This window comes from Suttonella ornithocola (assembly GCF_001889065.1).
Lineage (GTDB): Bacteria > Pseudomonadota > Gammaproteobacteria > Cardiobacteriales > Cardiobacteriaceae > Suttonella_A > Suttonella_A ornithocola.
Genome location: NZ_LWHB01000090.1, coordinates 1 through 25,062 on the forward strand (window position 1 = coordinate 1; position 25,062 = coordinate 25,062).

Consider the following 25,062-nt stretch of genomic DNA (forward strand, 5'->3'; position numbering starts at 1 on the left):
ACCTTTGCAAAAAACATAAAATAGAGAAATTTCATTTTTTAAATTTTGAAAACATATTAAAATCATAGTGTTAATTTTTCTACTAGTAGTAAAAATTAGTGTAAAACGGAATTTTGCAAAGGCCTCGTATTGCGCCTAAATGGCGCAATACGAGGCTAAACAGCTTCAAAAAAAAAAAAAGGAACTTTGAGAGAGAAATGCTCAAAAATTATGATTTTTTTGCTGACTAGTGAAAATTTTTCCAATTTTTTTAAATAAATTATTTTTTTGCAAAGGTCTCAGATTGTTTGGTCAGCTATAGCTAAATGTCTTTAACCCGCATATAGTGTTGGCTCGTTTTACCGTACTGAGGTTGGTTGTCTGTGGTTCGTCAGTTTGTATGCAAGCTAAACCCATTCAGCTATCTATAGAGTGAGTACGCAGTTGTGCCCATTTTTGATTAAAAGTTTGATGCCATAATTGTGCAAATTCAAAAGGGGTGATGGGTTGCCATTCGTTGATTTGTGCCATTTTCATACCAATCAAGCCACAGGGGTTAATGCGCGCAAATGGGCTTAAATCCATATCAACATTGATGGCAATACCATGATAGGTGCAACCATGGCTAAGTTTTAGTCCTAATGAAGCAATTTTTCGCCCATCTTCAACATACACACCAGGCGCATCTGCACGAGGATGCGCTGAAATGCCTAATTGGGCTAAAGCAGATACGGTAGTATTTTCAATAAGGCTAACCAACGGACGAACGCCAATATTGGCAGATTTTATATCAAGTAATAGATAGATAATGGCTTGTCCAGGACCGTGATAGGTGACTTGGCCTCCTCGATCAATGGGGACAACGGGAATTTCTCCAGGGTTAAGGAGGTGTTCAGATTTTCCTGCTAAGCCTTGGGTAAAAACAGGCGGATGTTCCACAAACCATAGGACGTCGTCTTCGGATGAACCGCGATTTTTTGTGTAATCACGCATGGCTTCAAAAACGCTAAGATAGTCTTGTAATCCAAGGTTTTTGAGTGGAATGCTAGAGGTTGAGGTGCTGTGAGTCATTTTTTAGGGGATGAGCTTAAGGACGCTTGTTAAGCGTATTAACAAAGGATGTTAGCGCAGCAATGAGGGATTGGTAGGTGTCTTCAAAGTCCCGCTCATCGCCGTAGTAAGGGTCGGCTAAATCTTGTCCTTGTTTTGAGGTATCAGGATGATGGTCTAGGAGTTTAATGATTTGTGCTTGCCCGTTTATTTGCGCTTTTAATTGTTCAGCATGGCGGCGATGAGCATTGGTCGCCGCCATGATAATGCTATCAGCAGGAAGGGTATCTGCTGTCGTTAATACCCGCGCGCGCAAGTCGCTAATGTCGTATCCATGTTTACGCATAACAGAGATGGCGCGACTATCTGGTTTATGTCTTGGATGATAGTCGTGTGTGCCGGCGGAATCTGTTTGGATATGCGTTAGTTTGGCTTGCTTGAGCAGTGCACGTAATAGGCCTTCTGCCATTGGAGAGCGACAGATATTGCCAGTACATAAGGTAATAATTTTCATCATGCATTGCCTTCTTCATTGGCTTTTTGTTCTTGCGCTTTTTTTGCAGCTTTCTCTACTTTTTCTCGAGAGTAGGGAATTAACGCAATGACTTTCCATCCTTTTCCTGGCTCTACACGCGATTCGGCAGTGAAAAGATGAAGTTTTTGCTGTGGGGTAACGGCAAATAATGGGATGGCATCTGGATTTTCTTCTCGATATTGCGCCCAAGGATAAGCGTCAGATAGGGTAGTGGTTTTGGTACTAGCGCCTTCGGCAGTCATTTGCATGAGTTGCTGATAGGTAATGTCTTTGCCAAATAGCCAATCGCTTAACCAACCTTTTGTCGCACGCCCGCGTTCGTTTTGGTCGCTATTTTCAGTAATTTTAAGTTGATAGACTTTATCTGAACCAAATTCAGTACGATAGCGGAGAACGGCAAGCAGATTTTCTTCTTCGCGAGAGTGTAGCGCCAATAAATGACCTAAGCCAACGAGGTTTAAATGTCTATCAGCATGTTCAGAAACGATATTGCCATAATAGGCAGAAAGTCCGGTCATGCGCGCTTTTCGAGTTTGGCTATAACTAGTGTTAGAAACGATGACATCAAAGCCGTTGTCTTTTAGAGCGTTGCCGAGCAGAATGGCAAAATCACCACCGCTGCTAATCAATACTCCATTTGGATTAGGATCAGCTACGCCTAAGAAATTTGCTAGAGATTTGGCAGTAAGGCTTTGTAGCATAACGGTGCCGATGATAATGGTAAAAACCATTGGTACGAGAATGTCTGCGCCACTGGTTTGGCTTTCTTGCAATTTTAAGACGAAAAGAGAGGAAACCGCAGCAGCGACGATACCGCGAGGCGCAATCCAACTAATCAGTAGTTTTTCATTAGTGGATAAAGGAGAACCAATCGAAGATATCCAGACAGATAAAGGACGAGCAATAAACATCACGACAATCAATACACCGAGCCCACCAATGCCCATTTCGATAAATCCAGAAAATTGAATACGCGCGGATAGGATGATGAAAAGCATGGAGATGATGAGGATAGAAAGACTTTCTTTAAAGTCTAAGATGTCTTCAGTGTGTAGGCGTTTGACGTTTGCCATGACCATTCCCATAACGGTAACGGTAAGTAAACCCGACTCTTCTTCAATGGCGTTAGAAACGCTAAAGACAAATAGAACAACTGCCAAGGTAAAAACGTTGTGTAAATATTCTGGTACCCACTGGCGCTTAAGCAAAAGGGCGGTAAAGAAAGCAGAAGCAATACCTAAGGTTAGACCGAGTAGAATAATGGTTGCAAAGATGATTGGGGAATGTCCGGCAATAATCCATTCATAGATAAGTACGACTAATAAGGCACCAATGGGGTCAATGATAATGCCTTCCCAACGCAAGATGTTACTAATGGTACGATTAGGTCGCACGCTGCGCAGTAATGGTACGATAACAGTTGGACCTGTTACGCACACCAGCGCACCAAAGAGCATAGAAACTTGCCAAGATAAATCCATTATCCAACGCGCTGCTAGGGTGGTAATGGCAATGGTAATGATGACGCCGATGCTGACAAGATTAGTCACCACCCGACCATGGTTTTTAATTTCTTGTAGATTGAGCGTGAGCGCGCCTTCAAAGAGGATAATCGCAACGCCGAGTGAAATGAGGGGAAACAGTAATTCACCAAGCATTTCATCAGGGTTGAAGAGGTGAAAGGTTGGACCAAGTAGAATGCCTGCTGCGAGTAGAAAAATAATCGCAGGCTTTTTAAAGAACCAGCCTAACCATTGTGCGGCAATGCCTAGGGCAAGTAGGGAGGAAATGGCAAGTGATAAGTCTTTCATAGGGTAAATATTGTTAAATTAAAGTTAGAATTAAGATAAAAAAGATTAGCTTACATGGCGATTGAGGAGTTTAGCATAAAAGCCATTTTTTTCGATGAGCGTTTGGTGATTGCCTTCTTCGATAATTTCGCCTTGATTGAGAACGACGATGCGGTCGGCATTTTCAATCGTAGATAAGCGATGCGCGATGATAATGGCGGTTCGGTTTTTGCGTAAATGTTCAATCGCTTCTTGGACTTTTTGTTCGCTGCGATTATCTAGCGCTGAAGTCGCTTCATCTAAAATCAAAATGGGGGCGTCTTTGTAAAGCGCACGGGCAATGGCTAAACGTTGTTTTTGTCCGCCCGAGAGTTTGCCGCCTTGTTGACCGATATCGCTATCATAGCCTTGTGGTAAGGCTTGGATAAAATCATCTGCATTGGCAGATTTTGCAGCAGCAATGATGCGTTCACGATTCGGCGCAGTATCGGCATAGGCAATATTTTCTGCCACTGTCCCCGAAAAGAGAACGGTATCTTGTGATACATAAGCCATAGCTTGGCGTCGGTCACTGAGATTTATGGTCGCAATATCTATGTCATCAATAAAAATGGTTCCGTCATCGGGTGGATAGAATCCAGCCAGTAGCGCGGCTAAGGTGGATTTTCCAGAGCCAGACTCGCCCACAAGTGCAACGGTTTCCCCAGCTTTTATGCTGAGGTTGAAGTTTTTTAAGACGGGTTCATCGGCATATTGAAAGCTGAGTTGGTGAAAGGTGATATTACCTTTGCTAATGGTTTTAGGTGGATAGTATTTTTCTTGTTCAACGGGTTCATCAAGAAAATCAAAAATGCTTTGCATCGCAGCGAGTCCGCGTTGTAGGGATTCGTTTAAACGACCTAAGCGTTTTACGGGAGAAAAAAGCATTCCCATAGCAGTGAGAAAGCTCATGAATTTACCGATAGTCATGCCATTACTGCTATCTTGATGTGCAGCAATGATAATGACAGCAGACAGAGAAAGCACAATAATCAGTTCGATAGCTGGTGAAATCATGGCGGAGATACGTTTACTGGCTAAAGCGTGTGCTTCTACGTTTCCAGCTTGTTGGTCAAAGCGTTGGTATTCATGTTGAAAACCGTTGTAAATTCGCACAATCGCGCGTCCGCGTAAAGCTTCATCCACAACATGGTTAATACCGCCCATATCGGCTTGCAAAGCGGATGCCATTTTGCGCAGACGTTTGGAAACATAGACGATAAACCATGAGACAAAAGGCGCAGCGGTCATCAGAATAAGCGCCATTTTCCAATCAAGGATAAATAGGTAAATGATTAACGCCAAAATGGTGACGCTATCTCTTAAAAAGCTAATTAGGGTATCGGTGGTTGCAGACATTAGTTGGGTGACATCGTAAGTAAATTTACTCACAATGCTGCCTTGTGTATGCGCATCGAAATAGCGCATTGGTAAATGCTGCATTTTTTCAAAAAGCTGAGCGCGTAGGGTATAAACAACTTTTTGTGCTAACCAAGTGGTTGAATAACTTGAAGCGAAATTTGCAGTGCCGCGAATAAAAAAGCCTACCACCATAATGATAATAATTTGGTAGATAGCGGTAAAGTTTCGCTCGCCATCAACATTAAATCCTCTGTCAATTAACTGATTGACAATCCAAGGAAATAAGGGTTCGGTTGCGCCATAAATAGCGGTGGCAATAATGGCTAAAACCACCACTTTCCACAGTGGATGAATATAGCTGAGTAAACGTAGATAACGTGCTTTGTCTTCTTTATTGAGCATCAGGGGTGCTAAACTAGTGAAAGGTTTCTATTTTAGCCTATTCATGTCAAAACAACGAATAACCCCTGATTTTAAAGCCGCCCGTGTGTTAGTGGTCGGCGATGTGATGCTGGATCGCAACTGGAGTGGTGCGGCTCAGCGAATTTCCCCAGAAGCGCCTGTTCCTGTCGTCAATATAGAAACGTGTTGCGATACGTTGGGCGGTGCAGCAAATGTTGCGATGAATATTGCCACTTTGGGCGGACAAGTCAGCCTTTGTGGTTTGATTGGAGAAGATGAGGCGGGGGCAAATATCCGTCAATTCTTAAAGTTAGCCGCAATTGGTGATTTGCTCCATACGATTACCTTACCGACGATAACCAAATTAAGAGTTTTATCTCGCCATCAACAGCTCATTCGTTTAGATTTTGAAAGCAAAGCTTATGCGAATTTTTCTGAACAATTGCTGCCAAGCTTTCATCAAGCACTTGAAACACACGATATCGTCGTCTTTTCAGATTATGCAAAAGGCGCGCTCGCGCGAATTTCCTCGATGATTGCGTTGGCAAAAGCTGCCGGTAAAACAATTTTAGTTGACCCTAAGGGACAAGATTTTCATCGTTATCAAGGCGCAGATTTACTGACACCGAATCGAAGTGAGCTAGAAGCGATTGTTGGTTGTGTGACAGAAGACAATTTAGTGGAGAAAGCGCGTCAATGTTTATTAGAAATTGGTGTAAAAGCGCTGCTAGTTACATTAAGCGAAAAGGGCATGTGCTACATTGATGCGCATCAAGTGCAAACTTTGCCCGCAACTGCACGAGAAGTGTTTGATGTTACGGGGGCAGGCGATACGGTAATTGCGACGGTTGCCGCTGCTTTGTCGGCACAATATCCGTTAGAAACAGCAATTCATTTTGCCAATGCAGCAGCCGGAGTGGCGGTTGGAAAATTAGGGACAGCAACGGTTAGCCCATTAGAATTGCGTGCCGCTTTAGAACCAGAGCGTGCGAGAAGTCATGGCTTTGTCAGCCAATCGGAATTGAGCGAGTTATTAGACAGTGCACGAGCGCGCGGACAAAAAATTGTCATGACCAATGGGTGCTTTGATATTTTGCATGCAGGACATGTGACTTACTTAGAAGAAGCAAAAGCTTTGGGCGATCGTTTAGTGGTTGCGGTCAATACCGATGAATCAGTTCGTCGATTAAAAGGTGCAGACCGACCGGCAAATACCTTAGAAAGTCGAGCGCAAGTCTTAGCAGCTTTGCAAAGTGTCGATTGGGTGGTGGCTTTTGAAGAAGATACGCCAGCGGCTTTGATTGAGGCGGTTAATCCTGATGTGTTGGTTAAAGGGGGCGATAATCAAATTGAAAATATTCCCGGTGCGCAATGGGTGTTAGAACAAGGTGGAGAAGTAAAAATTCTGTCTTATGTTGACGGTTTTTCAACGACAAAAACGCTTTCCAAATATCTTCAGCAGGAACGCTAAGACATGGAGAGAATTCTTCTGATTGGAAACCGAACAAAAGGTCGGGGCGGAATGGAAACTGTTTTCAAAAAGTTTGCTTCTTTGCTAGCGTCAACAGGGAAATATCAAGTGGAAATTTTGTTCGTTCGAGCAAAGAACCCACGTAATCATCATGAATGGTTAGAGAATATTCCCCATCAGTTTTCTACAAGACCTCTGCCATTTCGAGCCGCGGAATTATTTTCTGCTGTATTTTTATTGAAGAAACAGCTAAAGAATCATCCACCTAAGCTGATTATTGCTTTTGACCATAATGGATTAAAGGTCGCTCGTTATGCCTTTTTTGGACAGCGAACGCATCCACCCTTGTGTTATTGGCGGCATTTTGGTTTACAGACGTTGCGTCCGCGCAATTATCGTTTGGTTCGGGAAGCTGATTATCATTTTTCTATTAGCGATGCTGGCATATCTGATATGGAAGCTTTAGGCATTGCGCGAGAGAAAATTTTTCCTATTTATAATCCCGTGACCCGTAGTAATGATGTTTTCCTGCCCACAGATGTTTCATCTCCCGAATTTCTTTTTTTAGGTCGGATAACGTTTGAAGGGCAAAAAAATCTACAAGAATTGTTGAGAGGACTAGCCGGTTTAGCGACACCCTTTCGCTTACACTTAGTCGGCGAGGGCAAAGAAAAAGATATACAGGCACTTAAGCAATTAGCTGCTGAAAAAGGCATTTTAGAAAATCTTGTTTGGCATGGTTGGCAAGAAAATGCTTGGCAGTATGTTTCTCAGCATTTACCTAAATTAACAGCGTGTGTATTGACCTCGCAGCAGGAAGGTTTTCCAATGGTATTGTGTGAGGCAATGGCAAGAGGCTTGATTTGTGTGAGCGCTGATTGCCCAACAGGACCAGCAGATATTATTCAACAAGGGCATAATGGCTATTTGTATCCACCAAAAGATATTGAGGGATTAACGGCGGCTTTAGAAGCCGCTATTCGGCATCCATATCATCCAGAAGCCGTAAAACAATCCATTGAGCGGCTGTATGATGAACAATATTTAGCAAGATTAGAAAAAATCTTTGCACAATTAGGATAATTGTTATGACAACACAAAAACCTTTTCCTATTCCCGTGAACTATTTCAGTATGATTTTAGGACTATCGGGCTTAGGGTTATCTTGGCGTTATGCCACGCATGTTTTCCATATTTTCCCTTTCATTGGAGAAAGTTTACTAATCGCTTCGGGCATGATTTGGTTATTGCTGATATTAGCCTATGTTTATAAGGCATGGACGGTGCCAGAGCAAGTGAAAGCTGATTTGCAAAATTTGGTGATGTGCTGTTTCTTAAGCTTAATTCCTATTACGACGATGCTAATGGGGATGACAGTCATGCCTTATAGCCGTTTTGTGGCGATTTTACTCTTTGCGGTGGCTATTCCAGCGCAATTACTTTTTTCTGCTTATCGAGTGCCTGGCTTGTGGCGTGGGGTGCATAGTCAAAAAGCTACGTTGCCAGTTGTGTATCTTCCCGCAGTTGCAGCAAATTTTGTGACCGCCAGTTCGCTCGGGTTGATGGGATATTCCGATTGGGGATTGATTTTTTGGGGCGCAGGGGTATTTTCTTGGTTGAGCTTAGAGCCAGCAATTTTATCGCGTTTACGCGATTTACCAGAAGTTGAAGCTAAGTTTCGAGGCTTGATTGGGATTCAATTAGCGCCAGCATTTGTCGGTTGTGGAGCGTATTTGGCGGTTAATGGTGGGCATATTGATACGGTTGCAAAAATGTTGATGGGCTATGGTTTGTTGCAGTTGCTTTATTTAATTCGTTTATTGCCTTGGATTGCACAAGAAGGATTTAATATGTCTTTTTGGGGCTTTTCATTCGGCTTAGCCTCTATGGCGGGATGTGCCGTGCGTTTATATGAACAAACCAACGGAGAAGGCATTGGAATATTGGCAATACCTATGTTGGTTTTTTCTACTTTAGCGATTGCAGGATTGGTTTTAGGAACTTTACAGTTGATGATAAAAGGACGTTTTTTCGTTCGTTGTGGAAATCATGAAGATATTAGTAACCGGTGCAGCCGGATTTATTGGTGCAGCGACTGTTGAGCGATTATGCGCCCAAGAGCATCAAGTGATTGGTATTGATAATTTGAATGATTATTATGAAGTGCAATTAAAGCTTGATCGCTTAAAGCATATTGCACATTCCAATTTCCAGTTTATCCAAATGGATATTGCAGACCGTGCAGCAATGGAGAAATTGTTTGCCCAGCATACTTTTGAACGCGTTATTCATTTAGCAGCGCAGGCAGGCGTGAGATATTCTTTAGAAAATCCCCATGCCTATATTGACAGTAATCTTGTCGGGCATCTGAATATTTTGGAGGGGTGCCGACATCAGCAAGTGCCTCATTTGATTTATGCTTCGTCTAGTTCGGTGTATGGACTCAATCAAAAAATGCCTTTTTCGGTAGAGGATAGCGTGGATCATCCTGTGAGTTTATATGCCGCAACGAAAAAAGCCGATGAATTAATGAGCCATAGCTATGCGCATTTATACGGTTTACCAACCACGGGCTTACGCTTTTTTACCGTCTATGGACCTTGGGGACGACCAGATATGGCATTACAAAAGTTTGCAGGTAAGATTCTTGCCGGTAAACCGATTGAAATTTATAATCACGGCAATATGCAGCGTGATTTTACCTATATCGATGATATCGTTGAGGGTATTGTGCGGATTATGGAGGTTATCCCAACACCTTTATCACATTGGACGCCTGAAACAGACAGTCCGGCACGAAGTAGCGCGCCTTATCGTTTGTATAATATTGGCAATGGTCAACCTGTTGGATTATTAGACTTTGTGCAAGCGTTAGAAAAAGCGCTTGGCGTAGTCGCAGAAAAGCAGTTTGTACCGATGCAAGCGGGAGATGTCTATGCGACTTGGGCAGATAGCGAGGCATTATTTCAAGCAACTGGCTTTCGCCCACAAATAGCTTTAAGTGAGGGCGTTGAGAAGTTTGCTAAGTGGTATCGCGAATATTATCAGCAGAGATAAAATAGCTTTGAGGAGCGATAAGCATGGAAATGCCTGTCTTTAGTGTTACCGAATTTAATTCGGTCGCACGTGAGTTATTAGAAAGCGGATTGGCAAAGGTATGGGTAGAGGGAGAGATTTCTAATCTTGCTAAGCCGTCTTCTGGGCATTTGTATTTCTCGCTCAAAGATAGCGGCGCATCTGTGAGTTGTGCGTTGTTTAAGGGGAGTCGTTTTCGAGTAAAAGTGCCTTGGGGAGAGATTGAAAATGGCTTATTGGTACGCGTGTCTGGAAAAGCCAGTTTATATGCGCCGCGTGGACAGTTTCAGCTGATTGTCGATAGCATGGAAGCGGCGGGGCAGGGCGCATTAGAACAAGCATTCCAAGAGCGGTTAGCTCGTTTGCAAGCAGAAGGGATTTTTTCAGCAGAGCGTAAACGAGTCATTCCGCAACGTGCGCTTACGATTGGCGTGATAACTTCTCCCACTGGCGCTGCCATTCGCGATGTCCTCTCCACGCTTAAGCGTCGGAATCCTGCATTAAAGATTATTATTTATCCTTGTTTGGTCCAAGGAGTACAAGCGCCCGCTGAAATTTTACACGCATTAGAAATGGCTAATCGTCGTGCAGAATGTGAAGTCTTATTGGTTGTTAGAGGCGGTGGCAGTTTAGAAGATTTATGGGCATTTAATGATGAGGCGGTGGCGCGGGCCGTTGCCAATAGTGATATTCCCATTGTGAGCGGTGTTGGACACGAAACAGATGTAACGTTGACTGATTTTGCGGCGGATTATCGTGCGCCAACGCCAACAGCAGCGGCAGAAACGGTTAGCCCTGTGCTGGCAGAGATATTGTTGCAACTTTCTCAACGCTCTATTGCCACACAAACGCAATTCCAAAGTTTTATCCGACGAAGTTCGCAACAATTATTGGCATTTGAACGTCGTTTAGCGCTTCAATCACCTTTACGACAATGGCAAGTGCATGTTCAGCGGTTGGATGAGTGTCAGTTGCGATTGGTTAAAGCGCTTCAAAGCAAATTGCAATATGCGCAAATACACGTTCAGGGTTTGGAAAAGCGTTGGCAGCTACAATCACCTAAGCGCCAATTATTGGCAAAGCACCAGCAATTAGAAGCTTTACAACGACAATTAAACAAAGCTTTCTTTGCTAAACAAAAGTATGCACAAGAGAGATTGTTAAGCAATACACAGCGTTTTTCCGCTTTCTCTTTAGAGAAAAAGCATTTAGTCGCACAAACGGCTTTTGAACAACAAAGTAAGCGACTCTCTATGGTGATGAAGCGTTTAATAATAGCGCAGAGAAAAAACATTTCAGACTTGGCGGGACGGTTTATGTTATTAAATCCTTTAGCGATTTTATCAAGAGGTTATGCTTTAGCGTTAGATGAAAACGATAAAGTGATTAAGCAATCAACAGAGGTTGAGCTTCGTAGCGAAATAACGGTTTGTTTGGCAAAGGGAAGTTTGCGATGTGAGGTAATTGAGCAACAATCGTAAATATAGTCATTGCAGGTAAGGCGGAAAAGGGTAGACTGTTGCCTTTTTAAGGAGAGAAGCTGATGACAACTTTATATGATTTCACGGTTTATAATGGTAAAGGTGAGCCTGTTTCATTAGAAATATTTAAAGGGCAAGTGGTTTTAATTGTTAATACAGCAACGCGCTGTGGCTTAACGCCACAATATGAAGCGCTACAATCGCTTTATCAAACTTATCACGATAGAGGGTTTACTATTCTAGATTTTCCTTGTAATCAATTCCGCGAACAAGCACCGGAAAATGATGCAGAAATTCAACAATTTTGTGAGACCAATTACCAAACAACGTTCCCGCGTTTTCAAAAAATTGATGTGAATGGTATTGGACAGGCGTCTTTGTATAAATGGCTTAAGCAAGAAAAGCCAGAAGATGAAGGTGGCGCAATTTTTAAAGATTTTCTTATTAAGCTTGCAAGCCTAGGCGAAAAACGCGAGGGTAGCGATATTAAATGGAATTTCACAAAGTTTTTAATTAACAGAGAAGGAGACGTGGTTGCGCGTTATGCACCAAGTACTTCGCCTGCAGAAATTGAAAATGCAATTGAAGGATTATTGTAAGGATAAAAAATGTTTGAGTTTGACGAGGTAACTGCACACGATTCGAGAATCTATACCGATTTACCCGTTGGGGCGTATGCCTTAATGTTAGCGACGGATGCTTGGCTTTTCCAAGCACCAGACGCAACGTCGGCACGTTTAACCCAATTTCTCTATGGCGAACCGCTTAAGGTATATGAACAAAGTGAGCAATTTTATTTTGTGCAAAGTCAGAGAGATAATTATTGCGGTTGGATACATGGTAGCTTCCTTAAGCAAGTAGAAGCATTGCCAGAACAAGCGAAATGGAGAACGTGTGCCGTCGCGTCGGTAACTAGAGAGCCGGATATGAAAAGTCCATTATTGTCTTATTTAGCGGCAGATTCTTTGTTGTATTTAGATGCCCAATCGGAATCGGGCGAATATTTACATATTGTAGATAAGGGGTGGATACATCGTCGCCATGTCGTGCCAATGGATGCTCGGTTCGATATTGTGGCAATCGCTCGCGAGCAACTTTATCGAAGCTATGTTTGGGGTGGACGCGCCATGGCTGGACTAGATTGTTCAGCATTAGCACAATTATGCTATCGTTTTGCGGGACATGAATTACCTCGCGATTCTGATTTACAGCGTATTTATATGGATTTGCATCATCAAAAAGTGCGTGCCGCAGAGTTGATCGCAGGTGATTTAATTTTTGTGCCGGGACATGTGATGATTGCAAGTGGTAATCAAACCATTATTCATGCTAATGGTTATCATATGCGTGTAGTAGAAGAACCGCTACAAGCAGCAGTTACGCGGATGAAAGCTGAATTGGGTGAGAAATTTGGGATTAGCGCTTATCGCTGGTCTTCATAATCGGGTGGAGAATCCGTAAGTTGCTCTGCCCAATTTCGCAGAGGTTTATCTAATAAGCGACGTAAACGTTTATCTAAGCGTGAAAAATCATCATGTAGTACTTCAAAAGGATCATTAGGCATCGCTAGCGCATTATAGATTTCTACCAATGAATAATGCGTTAAGGCTTTGCTTGGGAGATATCTTGGCGGTTCATGACGGCTTTCAATAATAAGTTCTGCATTTAATAATTGGTCTAGGATAAAGCGAATTTTTTGCGGCGATTGAATAAAATATTCGGTAAAGACATTCATATCTGGTGCGGTTTGTGCATTGATAAAGCGCTCTTCCACTAAAGCACTAATTGCAATCCCTAGTTTTAATTGCTCATCCGCATACCAATTATCTGCATTATCAGGGGCCAAAGTATGTGGCAATTGAACTAAGCTAGCGACTTTTGCACCGAGTAAGAAAATTAGCCATAAAAAGTTTAACCAGAAAAGCAAAATAATAATGGTCGCAAAGCTTGAATAGATGACGGAATAGTTTTTACTACCAGCGATAAAAACGCTAAAGATCCATGAAACGGGATACCATAATAATAAGAAAAATCCTGCACCAGCAAATGCTGCTTTCCAACTCACTTTGCGATTTGGAATCCAAGCGTAAACACAGGCAATCATCACAAAAACGATTGCTGTCGGTAGCATACTGGTGAGTAGATTAAAGATGACATCTACACCCGGAAATTTTAAATAAGGTTGTAGCCATGCAGCATTTTTCATGCCTAGCATCATTGACATGAGGGCTGCAATCAGCAAAGGTGCCAGTAAGACGGCAGTGAAATAGCCCGTTAAACGCGATTTTAAAGAGCGTGTATCTTCTACTCGCCAGATTTCATTTAAAGTCGTTTCAATGCGTTGAGCAATATTGATGACAGAAAAAAACAAAAATACTACGCCAATTAGCCCGAGATTATCAGCTTTGGTTTGGTTAACAAACTGTAAAATATAGAGCGTTACTTCTTGCCCCGCTTGCCCCATTGGGGAAAAAATATCTTTTAGCCATGGCTCAATCACGCCCTCTACCCCAAAACCGTGTAATAAAGAAAAAGCCACAGCCAATAAAGGAACGAGTGTTAATAATGTTACGTAAACTAAAGATTGCGCATCTTCAGGAATATGTTCTTTTAAATAAGCGCGCACCAATGCAAAAGGATAAAAACGTATCCATCGCCATGAAGGGCGTCCGCGTTTTTGCCATTGGTCATGCCAAAGTGTTTGTATAGAAAGCATCTAATTTCCTAAATTTACTATTCATAAATATGTTACACTAATTTGTAGATATACGAAGCGAGGAGCAATTTATGTCTGGCTATAAACATATCTTACTGGTAACAGATTTGCGCGAAGATTGCGGCATCGTTGCCGAGGCTGCCAAACAAATGCTAGATAATGCAGATACGCATCTTAGCGTATTGCACATCGTCGAAGAAACCGTTCTTACCGCAGGTTATGAAATTGTTCCTATCGTTCCAGTGGGCGATGAAAGTGAGCTTACCTCGCAAGCCCAAAAAAAACTTAAAGCTTTATTAGATAAACATGGCTTACAAGGTCAAATCCACATTGATACCGCACTTTCTACTCGTCGGGGTATCTTAGATTATGCTGAAACCGTTAAGCCAGACTTAATCGTTATTGGTCGGCATAAACGTAGTGGCTTAGCATCCTTATTAGGCGCGACGGCAGATGATATTTTACCCGCAGTGGAATGTGATGTCTTAGTTGTTCGCCTAGGAAAACCAGTATGACGGTACAAACTTTGGCTGATATTGATAGCGCCGCTTTTGCGGCGCTTTTATCTCGCTATGGCTTAACTATTCAAATCGTAGCAGAAAATGCAGAAATTCCGGGTAGCTTTTGGGGGGCGCCAGAAGCAGGACTCATCGGACAGACGCTTTATCTTAGAAATGATACTCCCACACATTCCGCCCTTCATGAAGCTTCCCATTGGATTTGTATGGATCAAAATCGTCGAGAACAGCTTCATACCGATGCCGGTGGAACAGTAATGGAAGAATGTGCGGTAAATTGGTTGCAAATCTTGCTTGCCGAAGCGCTTGAAGATATCGGGCGTGAACAAATGCTTAAAGATATGACTACTTGGGGCTATAGCTATCGAGAAGGCAGCGTTTATCAGTGGTTAAAAGGCGACGGATTGGAAGCGAGAGATTGGCTTGAAAATCATGGTATTACAAAGAATGGCATTTTGTTGACCTACCGCCCGCGTAATTAACATGCGTCAATCCCGCTGCTCATAGCCAAATACTATGGCATACTAATTATGAATTTCATTAGAAAAAACCTAGGAGTGCAAATGAAACGTCTTACTCTTGTTCTCGCAATGGCTGCTGTTGGCTTCGCTCATGCAGATGTCGAGTTAAAAACCCAAGCGCAAAAAGTCGGCTATGCCATTGGAACCGATATTGGTTCAACCTTTGCGGATATGAATGCCGACGGTAAAGACAATATTGATTTTAATGCTTTAGTCGTTGGCTTACGCGATGCTTATGAAAAGCGTAAACTTGCGATGACCGATGAAGAAATGGAAAGCGTCATGAAAACCTTTGCTGAAGAGCGTCAAAAAGAAATGCGCACACAAGCTGAGAAAATGATTGAAGACAGTAAAGCAGATAGTGAAAAATTCCTAAAAGAAAATGCCAAAAAAGACGGTGTCAAAACGACAGACTCAGGCTTACAGTATAAAGTGATTAAAGAAGGCACAGGTAAGCAACCGGGTCCAAACGATACCGTTAGTGTTCAATACGAAGGTCGCTTAATTGACGGTACTGTCTTTGATAGCTCAAAACAGCATGGCGGTCAACCTGTTGAATTTAATATCCAACAAGTGATTCCAGGGTGGGTAGAAGGCATTCAGCTGATGAAAGAAGGGGGAGAATACACTTTCTATATCCCCGCGGATTTGGCTTATGGCGAATTTGGTCAGCCGGGAGCAGGTATCTTACCGGGCGCGGCATTAGTCTTTGATGTTACCTTAGAAAAAGTGATTCCTGCTGAACAAGACGGAAGCGTTCCCGCATTGAATGATGCGAAAGAAGATAAAGCCAATCTGGTTGTTGAAAAAGCAGAAAAATTAGCAGATAAAGCAGAAGTAGAAACCAAAGCTGCCGCGGATAAAGTCGCAGATAAAACCGAAGCTGCTGCTGAAGAAGCGAAAAAAACAGCTGATGAAGCCGCTAAAGATATAGAAAATACTGCTGAGCAAGCCAGCGATAAAATTAAGGCAGCCGCAGATAGCGTTGCTGAAAAGACTGAAAATGCAGCCGATACAGTCAAAGCAGAAACAGAAAAAGCTACTGATAACATTAAAGAAAGTGTTGAGCAAAAATAAGCCAACGATAAAAATAAAGCCCGCTTAGGCGGGCTTTTTTAATACGCTATGGAAGATGAACTTCCTCCCAATATGCCTCGCTTTGCATTTCAAACAAACGGCTTTGCAGGCGGTCAAATTCAAAAACCATTTTCTTGCCCGTATAAATATGCTCAATCGCTTGCGCAGTTGTTAACAAGAGCTTTACTCGGCGATCATAAAATTCATCAATCAATAATAAAAATCGTCTTGCCGCATCTTCTAAATATTCATCCATCACTGGCACGCCCACAACCGCCACATATTCAAAACGCTTGGCAATCTCAATATAATCCTTTTGAGAATAATTGCCACGGCAAAGCACCTCGAAATCAAAAACAATACTATCCGAATTTCGCCACACTAAAGGAATTTCGCGTGAGCCTGCGTGAAAAATGGGCTCATCTATTGCTTGTTCACAGCCCGTTAACTCTGCTAAATCCTCTCGGATAGCGGCTCGTGCTTGTGCATTATCTGGTGTGCGGAAAACATTCGCCATATTAAAATGGCGTTTGCGAAAATCTTCTCCCTCATCAATATGATGAACAGAAAGATTTTGCTCTATCCAAGCGATTGCCGGTAAAAAGCGTTCGCGTTGTAAACCATTCTTATACAAGTCAGGAGGTGGGATATTAGAAGTTGTGACAATCGTAACGCCATATTTTTTCATCGCATTTAACAATCGGTCTAGCATCATCGCATGGGTAATGTCAGATACGAAAAACTCATCCAAACATAAAATATCAATTTCAGACGCCATTTCCCGAACCACCGTATCCATCGGGTTTTGCACTTGTTCCAAACGATTTAAAGCATCATTGATTTCTAGCATAAAACGGTGAAAATGGCGGCGGCGTTTACGCGTGGTGGGTAAATACGTCATAAATAAATCCATCATGAACGTCTTGCCGCGTCCCACTCCGCCCCAGCAATATAAGCCCGAAATCCAAGTTGGCGCTTCAGCTTCCTTTGTTTGACCAAATAAGCGGCTGAAAAAGCCCGACTTTTGCGTAGGTTCTTCTGGAATAACGGCATCTCTTTTCTCTAAAGCGTCTGCTATTCGTTGCATCTCAGCAATGACGGCTAGTTGTGCCGCATCTTCGCTATAACCCTTTTCTGCCACTTTTTGTCGATAGATATCCGCTAATTGCGTCATTCTGCTTACTCCTGTTTTGGCGGAAAGGGAATCTTATCCCCATAAAACTTCGCCTGCTTATTGGTAAAAAATAAATCAATCACGGCTTTCACGCGCGCACCAAATTCTCGCAATCGCGTTTTTACGCTATATTTAAACGCCACGGGATCGCGTGCATTAAAAGCAATCGCTTCTAATCCGCGATGGCGCGCTAAAAATATCGCGCGCGCATTATGAAACGGCTGAGAAACAATCACAAACTTCTGATTACCAAATACCTTATCTGCGCGCATCACGCTGTCCAACGTCCGCAATCCCGCATAGTCTGGCTGAATATTCTCCGCAGGCACACCAGCGGCAATCAAATCGCGTCGCATCTCCTGTGGCTCATTATAATTCGCACTTGGATTAGCGCCACTAACAATAAAATACCTTACTTTACCGGCATGATAGAGCTTTGCGGCTGCCTCAATACGCGTGCGATAAAATAAATTGACTCTTCCTTTGCTGACAAATTTTGACGTTCCCAACACAACCGCTACCGGCTGCTTAGGCATTTTTTCCTCGTCATCATAAAGATAAGGCTTGCTAGCGTATTCCACCCATAAATAACAAAAAATAATGGCAGAAATACTGAAGAAAAATAATCCAATCAATAAAATAATCGCTTTTTTAATCATCTAGCGAGCCAAAGCGTATAAGGGCAACATACCTCTTTCCCATTTTTTAGCAATCGCCAACCGGTTACAAATCGCGCCACCCACCAAATAAACGGGGAAAGTCCGAAAAACAGATAAAGAAATAAAGGTGTCCATAGATTTCCTTGACCGATAAAATGCTGCTGATACGTCCAATAAAGCATACCTAAGCAAATCGCGAAATAAAGTGTGTAATACACACAGCCACATAAAATATAAATGAAATGAGAGCGGTATTTTCTTTCTTTATCCTTACTTAAGCCAACAATTGCAAACCCAACCGCCAGCAATATTGTGAAATAAGATAAAAATAGCCCTAAAAAACAGAGGCTATAAGCATCATTGGCTTGCTTGAATAAAGGATTGCTAGCATATTTATCTAAACTATTTTTTGTTATCATCTTTTTTGATGCTATCTTGTATCTTGAACATATCAATTGGGGCAATACCAACTAATTGCATTTTTTGATCTAATAAAGCGGTCCAGTCTGTAGATTTAGGAGTGGTTAATGGAATCGCGAAAAGCTCTTCGGATGATACCCCTGTTTTTTCTACAGATTTTTCTAAAAGTGCTTTTTGATCTTTATTTAAATATTGAGATAAACTTTTTATAGATAAACTTCTGCTTTTAATCGTGCTTATTTCGTCTTTATAGGGTACCCACCAACTAGGCCTCTGTCCAACATCAAAGCCAACAAGAGACTTAGAGATTGCATCTAAAGTATCATCTCCATCGCGAGCACTCCGAGTGCCTACAAAAAAATGAGAAAATTTGGGCAACTGTTGATAGCCTTCTGGTGCTTTAGATAATTCGCTTTTATCAATATCTTCAGGCGTTAAAACACGTAATCTATCCACTTCAAAAGCAACTACAACGGGTCTTGCCTCAAAAACATGATACATCCCATAGCAAAAAGCAGATAATTGAATAAGGATAATAAGACTTAAATCCACAATCATTTCACGTTTTGATTTTTTTGGCGAAGCCAATAAAAGTGTTAATAAAGGACCACAAATGACATCTATCCCAACAACTAGCCAAAAAAGTTCAAAGCTACCAGTAACTTCACTAAGTGGGTAAGGATACCAAACCTTAAAAACCAAAAAAGCTAAAATGGCAGCTATGGTTATAGAACCTAATAAATGAAAAATAGCTACCTTTGAGGCAAATAGAAAGCGATGCATAAATATAATCCTCAAATAATAAATGAGTTACTAGAGATGTATGAATTTAATTTTTATTCTATCATTTTATGAGCCTAAAATAGTGTAAATAGGTATTTACTCTAAAGTAATAGGAGGAGTAAATAATACTAGATAAATTATCGGCACTGCGCAGGCGCATATTCTGGCAGTAATGTGCCTAAAGCAATAGGTTGAATAGATGTTTCAGTTGCTACCGCTGCTGTTTGGCTAGCACATCCCCAATCAATACTTCCGCTGTTACCACTAGACACGGCGGATACAAAGCTTTCTCCCGTTGCATTGCTTCTTACCCAAGGGGTTAAAGTCAAAGTATTCTGGGTAGCAGATACGCCAACACTATTAGCATTGTAAGTAATAGTAATCATGGCATTTTGCGAATTGATATGGATATTTTGTACATATTTTGAATGGGTATTTTGAGCGTTAAAAGTATTAGCAGTATTTGGAAGATTTTGAATAGAAGAGGCAGTTCCGACTACTTCGAGCTTTGCTGGTTCGGCAAGTGCTAAGCCTTCAGAAATACGCGTTCTGACCAAATAATCGCGATAAGCGGGGATAGCAAAAGCGGCGAGTATGCCGATGATAGCGATAACAATCATTAACTCAATGAGGGTAAAGCCTTTAGCTTTTGGGTTATAGGAAAACATTTATTTGCTACTATAAGATTAAAATGAAGATAAAAAAAGCGCACCATTAGGTGCGCTTAGCATTGTGAAATTGCTTATGTTAGCAATTACAATTAACGGCAAGAAGCAGGAGCAAAGCGAGATGGAACACTACCTGCCGTTGCAATTGTAATACCTTGGGCGGTAGCAGCTGCGTTGGTTTCAGATGAGCATCCCCAATCTAAAACTCCAGTATCATCACTAGCTAAGGCAGTTGCTAAAGCTACACCACCAGATGATGCAGTGCGCACCCATGGAGTTAAAGTTATTGTTTGGTTAGCGCTAAGACCTACTTCACTACCATTATAAGTAATTGTAATTAGTCCAGTACTACCGTCAAGTGCGACTGAATTTACATATTTAGAAGTTGCACCTGCGCCACCTGCTTGTGCATTCCAAGTAGTTGCTACACGAGACAAATCATTTGTTGAAGCAACATCAGTGCCGATCGCTAATTTAGCAGGCTCAGCTAAGTTTAAACCTTCAGATACACGAGTACGAACTAAGTAATCTTGGTAAGCAGGAATCGCGAAAGCAGCGAGGATACCGATGATAAAAAGTTCAAAATAACTTTAAAGATAAATAATTCACTATAATTCGCATTGCAGTTCTTTATCTGCAACCGAGATAAAAACTCGGACGGTATCCTAGGTTTTCAAGCCTGTCATTGCGAGGTTGAGTATGGTTTTGGTTGTAGGAATTGATATTGCAAAAAAAAGTTTGATGCGGCATATACAGATGCGCAAGGCAAAAAACATCATGGTGTTTTTGAAAACAATGTCAAAGGTTTTCGCCTATTAAATCATTGGTTAAGTCAGCAAAAATGCCCTATTCATCTGATTATGGAAGCGACGGGCAATTATTGGATGGCATTAGCAAATTGGGCTTATGCAAAAAAATGGCATATTAGCGTTATCAATCCCCTGCAAATAAAAGCCTATGCTAAAAGTATCGGACAACGAAGCAAAACGGATAAATTAGATGCTTTTCTTCTCGCGCGTTTTGGGGAAAAAGAGCATCCCCAGTATTGGCAGCCAAAACAAGAAGCCCAACAAATATTAGAAATGCTCATTCGTCAGCTAGAACATATTAGCGAAAGGCTAGCAGCAGAACGCTCACGCCTACAAACCGTTCATCCCATCATTCGCGAACATGTTCGAAAAAGCGTTGAATTTTTAAAGCAAGAACAGTAGTTATTGCAAAAAGAAATTCAAACCTTAATTCTTGAGCATCCTGAGCTTTCACAACGCAGACAACTACTACAAACCATTCCTGGCATTGGTGAAAGAACTATTCCTTACTTACTTGGACTATTAGGCGATACATCAAAATTTAGCGATGTAAAAAAATTGATTAGTTTCGTTGGGCTTGCGCCAAGGCATCATCAATCGGGAAGTAGCGTTCGCGGAAAAAGCCAAATTGGGCGAGCAGGTGATAGCACCATTCGGTCGGCACTTTTTATGCCAGCGATTGCAGTTGGATTTGGTAAATATGCAAAATTTAGTCCATTTGCCACGCGCTTAGAAGCTAATGGCAAAAAGAGAAAAGCAATCGTGATTGCGCTTATGCGCAAACTGTTAAGCATCGCCTATGCAGTTATCCGCAATAACGAACCTTTTAACCCTGCGCTACATCAAATGTCATAAGCCATCAATACCGCTGCCTACGCGAATAAAGCAGCACATCAGTTCCTATTACCATAAATGTGCAAGAGTGACAAAAAAATGTCGCTCTAAAAAATGACTACGTCTAAAAAAATAAAATCTAAAAACCAAAACCATACCAATTAGAAGCTAAAAATATCATTTATTATATTGATTTTTATAATAATAATTACTATGGCACAACGAAAGCATATATCAGTTCGTCAGGTAACTGACTTGAAATACGAAGTTAACCGTAGCCTAGCTACAAAAAATATTTAAGGAATTATTTATGAAAAAAATTCAAAAAGGTTTCACCCTTATCGAATTAATGATTGTTATCGCTATCATCGGTATCCTCGCTGCTATCGCGATTCCAATGTATTCAGACTATACTTCTCGGACTCGTGCGGCTGGTACGGTTGCTGAAACTGCTTCTTTACGCACTGCTGTAACGATGTGCGCTTCTGAGGAAGGCAAATTGGCGGGTTGTGACGCAGGTCAAAAAGGTGTCCCTGCTACTACAGACTTTGAAGTTACTAAAAATACTACAGCAATTGCAAGTATTAAAGATGGTGTAATTACGGGAACTTCTGGTGCTACTGATACTTCAGGTACTAATTTAGAATTTGTTATGACTCCAACACAACCAGACCAAAAAGCAAATATGAAATGGACCACTACTGGCACAATCTGTAATGCAAAACGTGGTTTGAAATCTGGTGCAGGTGGCTGTGCATAATAGTTGGCTATGCTAGTTATTTCATAAAAAGCCGAGTTATTTACTCGGCTTTTTATTAGGCAGTATTTTAAGGAGTTCATGATGTGGCGACGAAAAACTCAAAAAGGTTTTACGCTTATTGAACTGATGATTGTGATTGCCATTATCGGCATTCTTGTGGCAATCGCTTTGCCAATGTATAGCGACTACACTTCCCGCGCACGCGCAACGGCGACGCTTGAAGAATTGGATGCGGTTAAGCGCGAGGTGTTGGTTTGTGTGCATGTTTTAGGAAGTGCAAATGGCTGCGATGCTGGGCAAAATGGCGTCCCACCCTTAAGCGCTATCAATCAAACCAAAAATATTATTGGTATCAGTAGTATTACCAATGGGGTAATTGAGGGAACGAGCGGCGCTACGGGAGAAAATGGCGATAATCTGACGTTTAAATTTACGCCCGTATGGTCTGATGGTAAGGCTAATGCCTCATGGAAAATAGAAGGAACTATCTGTAATCCTAAGCGTGGGCTCAAAGATAATGTTGGTTGTTAAGTTGTAGTGTGATTGCATTTTAATGGTTAATACGCACTATGATGAGCAGATATTTGTTTTGCATTAGGCAATGGAAGGTCTAATGCTTTTTCTTTTCAAGAGATTTTATGTCGATTTTTAATTCTTTTAGCGCCAGATTAAAAATGGCTAGCATTCATCTTTCTCTCTCTGCTTGCCTGTTTGCATTCACTATTTTTCTACTAATTCATTGGTATTTCCCTTCTATCCATTTTTGGATTAATGGCGGATGGCAAGGCACGAGGATTATGTTTTTTATTGATATTGTGTTAGGACCACTGTTAACTTTTTTAGTGTTTAATCCGAGCAAACCTAAAAAAGAGAAGATCAGTGATTTAAGCCTAATCGCTTTGGTTCAGCTTTCTGCTTTAATTTATGGCTTTCATACCATATGGCAGCAGAAGCCAATGTTATTATTACTTTATCCAGGCTCAATTGCTGAAACGGTTACTCAAAAAGCGTATGCTGAGAATATTCCCAATGCCGATTTAAGCGCTTTTCCTAAAGTTACGGCTATTCCTATGGCGACCTATGACAATCAGAGAAAATCTGATAATTATGGCTTAGTTGCGCCCGATATGATGATTGATGAAGTCATAAGAAGCCAAGAGACCGTTCAAAAAATGCTTAATCAATCGCAAAAAGAGGTATTGGCAAGGCTTAAAAATCGATATCCCCAAATACCTCTATACATTGTGAGAGTGGTAGGAAGTTATAAAACAGATTGGATAGCTGTTGATGCTGCGTTTCAGGTTTATGGCAGTCTGGGCGAAACTTCTACAACATTAGATTTTCTATAAATCCATCAGAAATACTCTATTTCTATAACAATGATGATAAAAAATAGAACTTTTCTAATTTACTGCCTTAAATATGGATTAAGACCGAACTACTCTTTTTTACATCCAGCAGGAATATATTTTTGCTCGACCGTTGTTTGACAACGCCAGCTGCCATCTGTATCGCGTAGCCATTTGAGCTTTTGATTCGTAATTGCGGGAGATGCGTGATTGCCAAAAGTCGCAATAATTGTGCTTTCATTATCACTAATTGTTACTTCAGGAACACCTAAACCTGCTAATAAAGTAATACTGGTAGAAGTATTACCGCCGGTTTGGATAGTTGAGCCGGTAGAGGTCATTTGGCATTTATTACCATCTGTGCCTGTGGTATCAATTTCTGTTTTACCATTATTGATACATTCTTCGACAATTTCGCGCAAATGCGCTGCTTCGCTCATTACACGCGTAACTTGGCTACGAACCACATAATTCTGATATTGCGGAATAGCGATTGCTGCCAAAATACCAATAATAGCAATGACAATCATCAGCTCTATCAATGTGAACCCACGCATTTTTTTAGCGTCCATAAGACAATTTCTCCGATAAAAAAAGCCCCATAATGATGTGGGGCTTCATGGCTTTTAATTGCTTAAAAGAATTAGTTAGAATGTGGGCAACCAGCAGGTGCGAATTTAACATCAACACTAGTTTTACAAGTCCAAGTGCCATCAGCGCTACGAGTCCAAGTTAAAGTTTGGGCATCAATTTTGGTAGCAGCTTTGTTACCGAAAGTTGCAACGATAGTTCCTGTATCGCCAGCATTTTGTGGGAGTGTAACTTGAGGAACACCAGTGCCAGTTTCAATAGTTGTGCCATCTTGTGCAGCACCATTTAAGATACTAGAACCAGTGGCACCGATTTGGCATTTACCATCGTCAGCACCAACTTCTTTTTTACCATCTAAAGTACAAGTTTCAACAACGGTTTTTAAGTTGCCTGCTTCGCCCATTGCACGAGTTACCTGGCTACGAACGATATAGTTTTGGTATTGTGGGATAGCAATCGCAGCGAGGATACCGATGATAGATACTGCTTGAACTCGTTAAGTTTCTAAGTAAATTTAACTAGTAATAAGCTTTAATATGTTCTGCTGATATTTGTAGGCATTTGTAATGAACATTGGTTTCTATGTGATTCACTGCTTCATCGGTATTTTGCTGTGATTGCTTTATCTCTTCATTATTACCAAGCTGAGTTCTCTGAGTTTCATAGCCATAAGGACAGAAAACTTTTATATCGCCTAAATTCCAAGCCATATATCCGTAAAAACGATTATATTTTTCTTCTGTTTTAAAGCGATTTTCTAGTATAAGGCAGCTTTCTCCAGCTTTTTCATTTTGTGCATTGTCTTCTTTGGGTGGGCATTGTGAGATGTTTTTATTGCCAAATAAGAATTCTTTCATTTCATCGCTATAGTTTTTTAATTCTTGTTTGCTAATGTTATTTGGTGCCCAATGTTTCGTATCGATAGTGTACCAATTTGAATCATCTTTATTTTCAATAAATCTCATATTATGTAGAAAAATATCAGGAAATTTTTTATTA

General features: G+C 41.3%; 28 protein-coding genes and 1 pseudogene. 15 read left to right on the forward strand and 14 right to left on the reverse strand.

The genetic code is table 11. The annotated features are described in order from the left end of the window. Positions 1–396 precede the first annotated feature (396 nt). Genes lipB through msbA form a run of 4 tightly spaced genes read right to left on the reverse strand, consistent with a single transcriptional unit; the run spans position 397 to position 5,157 of the window. Complete coding sequence (gene lipB, locus A5N85_RS07390) at positions 397–1,050, reverse strand: lipoyl(octanoyl) transferase LipB (RefSeq protein ID WP_084601694.1); 654 nt, start codon at positions 1,048–1,050, stop codon at positions 397–399. A 16-nt stretch (positions 1,051–1,066) separates the two neighbouring features. Continuing rightward, the gene (locus tag A5N85_RS07395; protein WP_072576655.1) at positions 1,067–1,546 is read right to left on the reverse strand and encodes a low molecular weight protein-tyrosine-phosphatase; all 480 of its coding nucleotides are present in this window, start codon (positions 1,544–1,546) and stop codon (positions 1,067–1,069) included. Then, entirely contained in the window at positions 1,543–3,375 is a 1,833-nt protein-coding gene (locus A5N85_RS07400) for a cation:proton antiporter (protein ID WP_072576656.1), read from the reverse strand. Before A5N85_RS07400 ends, A5N85_RS07395 begins: the two co-directional genes overlap by 4 nt. Positions 3,376–3,420: 45 nt before the next feature. Further along, the gene (msbA, locus tag A5N85_RS07405) at positions 3,421–5,157 is read right to left on the reverse strand and encodes a lipid A export permease/ATP-binding protein MsbA (RefSeq protein WP_072576657.1); all 1,737 of its coding nucleotides are present in this window, start codon (positions 5,155–5,157) and stop codon (positions 3,421–3,423) included. Between the two features lie 43 nt (positions 5,158–5,200). Here msbA and hldE point away from each other — a divergent pair, with 43 nt between their 5' ends. The 7 genes from hldE to A5N85_RS07440 all read left to right on the forward strand — a co-directional run bounded on the left by hldE (position 5,201) and on the right by A5N85_RS07440 (position 12,626). After that, positions 5,201–6,628, forward strand: a complete 1,428-nt coding sequence (gene hldE / locus A5N85_RS07410) for a bifunctional D-glycero-beta-D-manno-heptose-7-phosphate kinase/D-glycero-beta-D-manno-heptose 1-phosphate adenylyltransferase HldE (protein ID WP_072576658.1) — start codon at positions 5,201–5,203, stop codon at positions 6,626–6,628. 3 nt (positions 6,629–6,631) lie between these two features. Beyond that, positions 6,632–7,711 carry a glycosyltransferase gene (locus A5N85_RS07415; RefSeq protein ID WP_072576659.1) on the forward strand — a complete coding sequence of 360 codons (1,080 nt, stop codon included), beginning with the start codon at positions 6,632–6,634 and terminating at the stop codon, positions 7,709–7,711. Between the two features lie 5 nt (positions 7,712–7,716). After that, complete coding sequence (gene tehA / locus A5N85_RS07420; protein ID WP_072576660.1) at positions 7,717–8,730, forward strand: dicarboxylate transporter/tellurite-resistance protein TehA; 1,014 nt, start codon at positions 7,717–7,719, stop codon at positions 8,728–8,730. Beyond that, positions 8,678–9,685 (forward strand): NAD-dependent epimerase, encoded by a 1,008-nt coding sequence (locus tag A5N85_RS07425; RefSeq protein WP_072576661.1) that lies wholly within the window; start codon positions 8,678–8,680, stop codon positions 9,683–9,685. The genes tehA and A5N85_RS07425 overlap by 53 nt, the downstream gene beginning before the upstream one ends. Before the next feature lie 23 nt (positions 9,686–9,708). Next, positions 9,709–11,184, forward strand: coding sequence for an exodeoxyribonuclease VII large subunit (gene xseA, locus A5N85_RS07430; RefSeq protein WP_072576662.1), 1,476 nt, complete (start codon positions 9,709–9,711; stop codon positions 11,182–11,184). Positions 11,185–11,246: 62 nt separating this feature from the next. Next, positions 11,247–11,783: a glutathione peroxidase gene (locus tag A5N85_RS07435; RefSeq protein ID WP_072576663.1), complete on the forward strand. Its 537-nt coding sequence runs from the start codon at positions 11,247–11,249 to the stop codon at positions 11,781–11,783. Between the two features lie 9 nt (positions 11,784–11,792). Then, entirely contained in the window at positions 11,793–12,626 is an 834-nt protein-coding gene (locus A5N85_RS07440; protein WP_072576664.1) for a C40 family peptidase, read from the forward strand. On the opposite strand, the gene A5N85_RS07445 is transcribed toward A5N85_RS07440, so the two are convergent. Then, positions 12,608–13,900, reverse strand: coding sequence for a YihY/virulence factor BrkB family protein (locus A5N85_RS07445; protein WP_072576665.1), 1,293 nt, complete (start codon positions 13,898–13,900; stop codon positions 12,608–12,610). The two genes, A5N85_RS07440 and A5N85_RS07445, sit on opposite strands and share 19 nt — an antisense overlap. A gap of 71 nt (positions 13,901–13,971) precedes the next feature. On the opposite strand from A5N85_RS07445, the gene A5N85_RS07450 reads away from it, so the two are divergent. The 3 genes from A5N85_RS07450 (at position 13,972) to A5N85_RS07460 (ending at position 16,016) form a co-directional block, all read left to right on the forward strand. After that, the gene (locus A5N85_RS07450; RefSeq protein WP_072576666.1) at positions 13,972–14,415 is read left to right on the forward strand and encodes a universal stress protein; all 444 of its coding nucleotides are present in this window, start codon (positions 13,972–13,974) and stop codon (positions 14,413–14,415) included. After that, the gene (locus tag A5N85_RS07455; protein ID WP_072576667.1) at positions 14,412–14,900 is read left to right on the forward strand and encodes a hypothetical protein; all 489 of its coding nucleotides are present in this window, start codon (positions 14,412–14,414) and stop codon (positions 14,898–14,900) included. Before A5N85_RS07450 ends, A5N85_RS07455 begins: the two co-directional genes overlap by 4 nt. An 81-nt stretch (positions 14,901–14,981) precedes the next feature. Further along, positions 14,982–16,016, forward strand: a complete 1,035-nt coding sequence (locus A5N85_RS07460; RefSeq protein ID WP_072576668.1) for an FKBP-type peptidyl-prolyl cis-trans isomerase — start codon at positions 14,982–14,984, stop codon at positions 16,014–16,016. 46 nt (positions 16,017–16,062) lie between these two features. Here A5N85_RS07460 and zapE read toward each other — a convergent pair whose 3' ends face one another. The 6 genes from zapE to A5N85_RS07490 form a co-directional block, all read right to left on the reverse strand. After that, positions 16,063–17,190, reverse strand: coding sequence for a cell division protein ZapE (gene zapE, locus A5N85_RS07465; RefSeq protein ID WP_072576669.1), 1,128 nt, complete (start codon positions 17,188–17,190; stop codon positions 16,063–16,065). Between the two features lie 5 nt (positions 17,191–17,195). Then, positions 17,196–17,849, reverse strand: coding sequence for a SanA/YdcF family protein (locus tag A5N85_RS07470; RefSeq protein WP_072576670.1), 654 nt, complete (start codon positions 17,847–17,849; stop codon positions 17,196–17,198). Further along, positions 17,846–18,268 (reverse strand): hypothetical protein, encoded by a 423-nt coding sequence (locus tag A5N85_RS07475; protein ID WP_072576671.1) that lies wholly within the window; start codon positions 18,266–18,268, stop codon positions 17,846–17,848. Before A5N85_RS07475 ends, A5N85_RS07470 begins: the two co-directional genes overlap by 4 nt. Beyond that, positions 18,252–19,052 (reverse strand): TfpX/TfpZ family type IV pilin accessory protein, encoded by an 801-nt coding sequence (gene tfpZ, locus A5N85_RS07480; protein WP_072576672.1) that lies wholly within the window; start codon positions 19,050–19,052, stop codon positions 18,252–18,254. The genes A5N85_RS07475 and tfpZ overlap by 17 nt, the downstream gene beginning before the upstream one ends. Positions 19,053–19,189: 137 nt before the next feature. Continuing rightward, the gene (locus A5N85_RS07485; protein WP_072576673.1) at positions 19,190–19,720 is read right to left on the reverse strand and encodes a pilin; all 531 of its coding nucleotides are present in this window, start codon (positions 19,718–19,720) and stop codon (positions 19,190–19,192) included. A 92-nt stretch (positions 19,721–19,812) separates the two neighbouring features. Continuing rightward, a complete protein-coding gene (locus tag A5N85_RS07490) occupies positions 19,813–20,292 on the reverse strand; it encodes a pilin (protein WP_072576674.1) in 480 nt (159 codons plus the stop codon). Positions 20,293–20,460: 168 nt separating this feature from the next. Here A5N85_RS07490 and A5N85_RS07495 point away from each other — a divergent pair. The 5 genes and pseudogenes from A5N85_RS07495 to A5N85_RS07515 form a co-directional block, all read left to right on the forward strand. Further along, positions 20,461–20,931, forward strand: a pseudogene (locus tag A5N85_RS07495) (IS110 family transposase); the annotation flags it as partial. Positions 20,932–20,934: 3 nt separating this feature from the next. After that, a complete protein-coding gene (locus A5N85_RS07500) occupies positions 20,935–21,384 on the forward strand; it encodes a transposase (protein ID WP_072576676.1) in 450 nt (149 codons plus the stop codon). Positions 21,385–21,673: 289 nt separating this feature from the next. After that, positions 21,674–22,123 (forward strand): pilin, encoded by a 450-nt coding sequence (locus A5N85_RS16970; RefSeq protein WP_072576677.1) that lies wholly within the window; start codon positions 21,674–21,676, stop codon positions 22,121–22,123. Positions 22,124–22,201: 78 nt separating this feature from the next. Continuing rightward, positions 22,202–22,654: a pilin gene (locus A5N85_RS16975; RefSeq protein ID WP_342769553.1), complete on the forward strand. Its 453-nt coding sequence runs from the start codon at positions 22,202–22,204 to the stop codon at positions 22,652–22,654. A 107-nt stretch (positions 22,655–22,761) separates the two neighbouring features. Beyond that, a complete protein-coding gene (locus A5N85_RS07515; RefSeq protein ID WP_072576679.1) occupies positions 22,762–23,472 on the forward strand; it encodes a hypothetical protein in 711 nt (236 codons plus the stop codon). An 89-nt stretch (positions 23,473–23,561) separates the two neighbouring features. Here the strand turns inward: A5N85_RS07515 and A5N85_RS07520 are convergent, their stop codons facing one another. The 3 genes from A5N85_RS07520 to A5N85_RS15635 form a co-directional block, all read right to left on the reverse strand. Next, positions 23,562–24,044 (reverse strand): pilin, encoded by a 483-nt coding sequence (locus A5N85_RS07520; protein ID WP_072576680.1) that lies wholly within the window; start codon positions 24,042–24,044, stop codon positions 23,562–23,564. A gap of 71 nt (positions 24,045–24,115) precedes the next feature. After that, complete coding sequence (locus A5N85_RS07525; protein ID WP_072576681.1) at positions 24,116–24,541, reverse strand: pilin; 426 nt, start codon at positions 24,539–24,541, stop codon at positions 24,116–24,118. A 40-nt stretch (positions 24,542–24,581) separates the two neighbouring features. Then, positions 24,582–25,062: hypothetical protein (locus A5N85_RS15635; protein WP_169818635.1), on the reverse strand; the 481-nt coding region annotated here is incomplete at its 5' end.

What these genes read in the sequence shown, in the direction of transcription:
- lipB (WP_084601694.1), bottom strand. Translation starts at nt 1,050, where the DNA reads ATGACTCACAGCACCTCAACCTCTAGCATTCCACTCAAAAACCTTGGA.
- A5N85_RS07395 (WP_072576655.1), bottom strand. Translation starts at nt 1,546, where the DNA reads ATGATGAAAATTATTACCTTATGTACTGGCAATATCTGTCGCTCTCCA.
- A5N85_RS07400 (WP_072576656.1), bottom strand. Translation starts at nt 3,375, where the DNA reads ATGAAAGACTTATCACTTGCCATTTCCTCCCTACTTGCCCTAGGCATT.
- msbA (WP_072576657.1), bottom strand. Translation starts at nt 5,157, where the DNA reads ATGCTCAATAAAGAAGACAAAGCACGTTATCTACGTTTACTCAGCTAT.
- hldE (WP_072576658.1), top strand. Translation starts at nt 5,201, where the DNA reads ATGTCAAAACAACGAATAACCCCTGATTTTAAAGCCGCCCGTGTGTTA.
- A5N85_RS07415 (WP_072576659.1), top strand. Translation starts at nt 6,632, where the DNA reads ATGGAGAGAATTCTTCTGATTGGAAACCGAACAAAAGGTCGGGGCGGA.
- tehA (WP_072576660.1), top strand. Translation starts at nt 7,717, where the DNA reads ATGACAACACAAAAACCTTTTCCTATTCCCGTGAACTATTTCAGTATG.
- A5N85_RS07425 (WP_072576661.1), top strand. Translation starts at nt 8,678, where the DNA reads ATGAAGATATTAGTAACCGGTGCAGCCGGATTTATTGGTGCAGCGACT.
- xseA (WP_072576662.1), top strand. Translation starts at nt 9,709, where the DNA reads ATGGAAATGCCTGTCTTTAGTGTTACCGAATTTAATTCGGTCGCACGT.
- A5N85_RS07435 (WP_072576663.1), top strand. Translation starts at nt 11,247, where the DNA reads ATGACAACTTTATATGATTTCACGGTTTATAATGGTAAAGGTGAGCCT.
- A5N85_RS07440 (WP_072576664.1), top strand. Translation starts at nt 11,793, where the DNA reads ATGTTTGAGTTTGACGAGGTAACTGCACACGATTCGAGAATCTATACC.
- A5N85_RS07445 (WP_072576665.1), bottom strand. Translation starts at nt 13,900, where the DNA reads ATGCTTTCTATACAAACACTTTGGCATGACCAATGGCAAAAACGCGGA.
- A5N85_RS07450 (WP_072576666.1), top strand. Translation starts at nt 13,972, where the DNA reads ATGTCTGGCTATAAACATATCTTACTGGTAACAGATTTGCGCGAAGAT.
- A5N85_RS07455 (WP_072576667.1), top strand. Translation starts at nt 14,412, where the DNA reads ATGACGGTACAAACTTTGGCTGATATTGATAGCGCCGCTTTTGCGGCG.
- A5N85_RS07460 (WP_072576668.1), top strand. Translation starts at nt 14,982, where the DNA reads ATGAAACGTCTTACTCTTGTTCTCGCAATGGCTGCTGTTGGCTTCGCT.
- zapE (WP_072576669.1), bottom strand. Translation starts at nt 17,190, where the DNA reads ATGACGCAATTAGCGGATATCTATCGACAAAAAGTGGCAGAAAAGGGT.
- A5N85_RS07470 (WP_072576670.1), bottom strand. Translation starts at nt 17,849, where the DNA reads ATGATTAAAAAAGCGATTATTTTATTGATTGGATTATTTTTCTTCAGT.
- A5N85_RS07475 (WP_072576671.1), bottom strand. Translation starts at nt 18,268, where the DNA reads ATGATAACAAAAAATAGTTTAGATAAATATGCTAGCAATCCTTTATTC.
- tfpZ (WP_072576672.1), bottom strand. Translation starts at nt 19,052, where the DNA reads ATGCATCGCTTTCTATTTGCCTCAAAGGTAGCTATTTTTCATTTATTA.
- A5N85_RS07485 (WP_072576673.1), bottom strand. Translation starts at nt 19,720, where the DNA reads ATGTTTTCCTATAACCCAAAAGCTAAAGGCTTTACCCTCATTGAGTTA.
- A5N85_RS16970 (WP_072576677.1), top strand. Translation starts at nt 21,674, where the DNA reads ATGAAAAAAATTCAAAAAGGTTTCACCCTTATCGAATTAATGATTGTT.
- A5N85_RS16975 (WP_342769553.1), top strand. Translation starts at nt 22,202, where the DNA reads ATGATGTGGCGACGAAAAACTCAAAAAGGTTTTACGCTTATTGAACTG.
- A5N85_RS07515 (WP_072576679.1), top strand. Translation starts at nt 22,762, where the DNA reads ATGTCGATTTTTAATTCTTTTAGCGCCAGATTAAAAATGGCTAGCATT.
- A5N85_RS07520 (WP_072576680.1), bottom strand. Translation starts at nt 24,044, where the DNA reads ATGGACGCTAAAAAAATGCGTGGGTTCACATTGATAGAGCTGATGATT.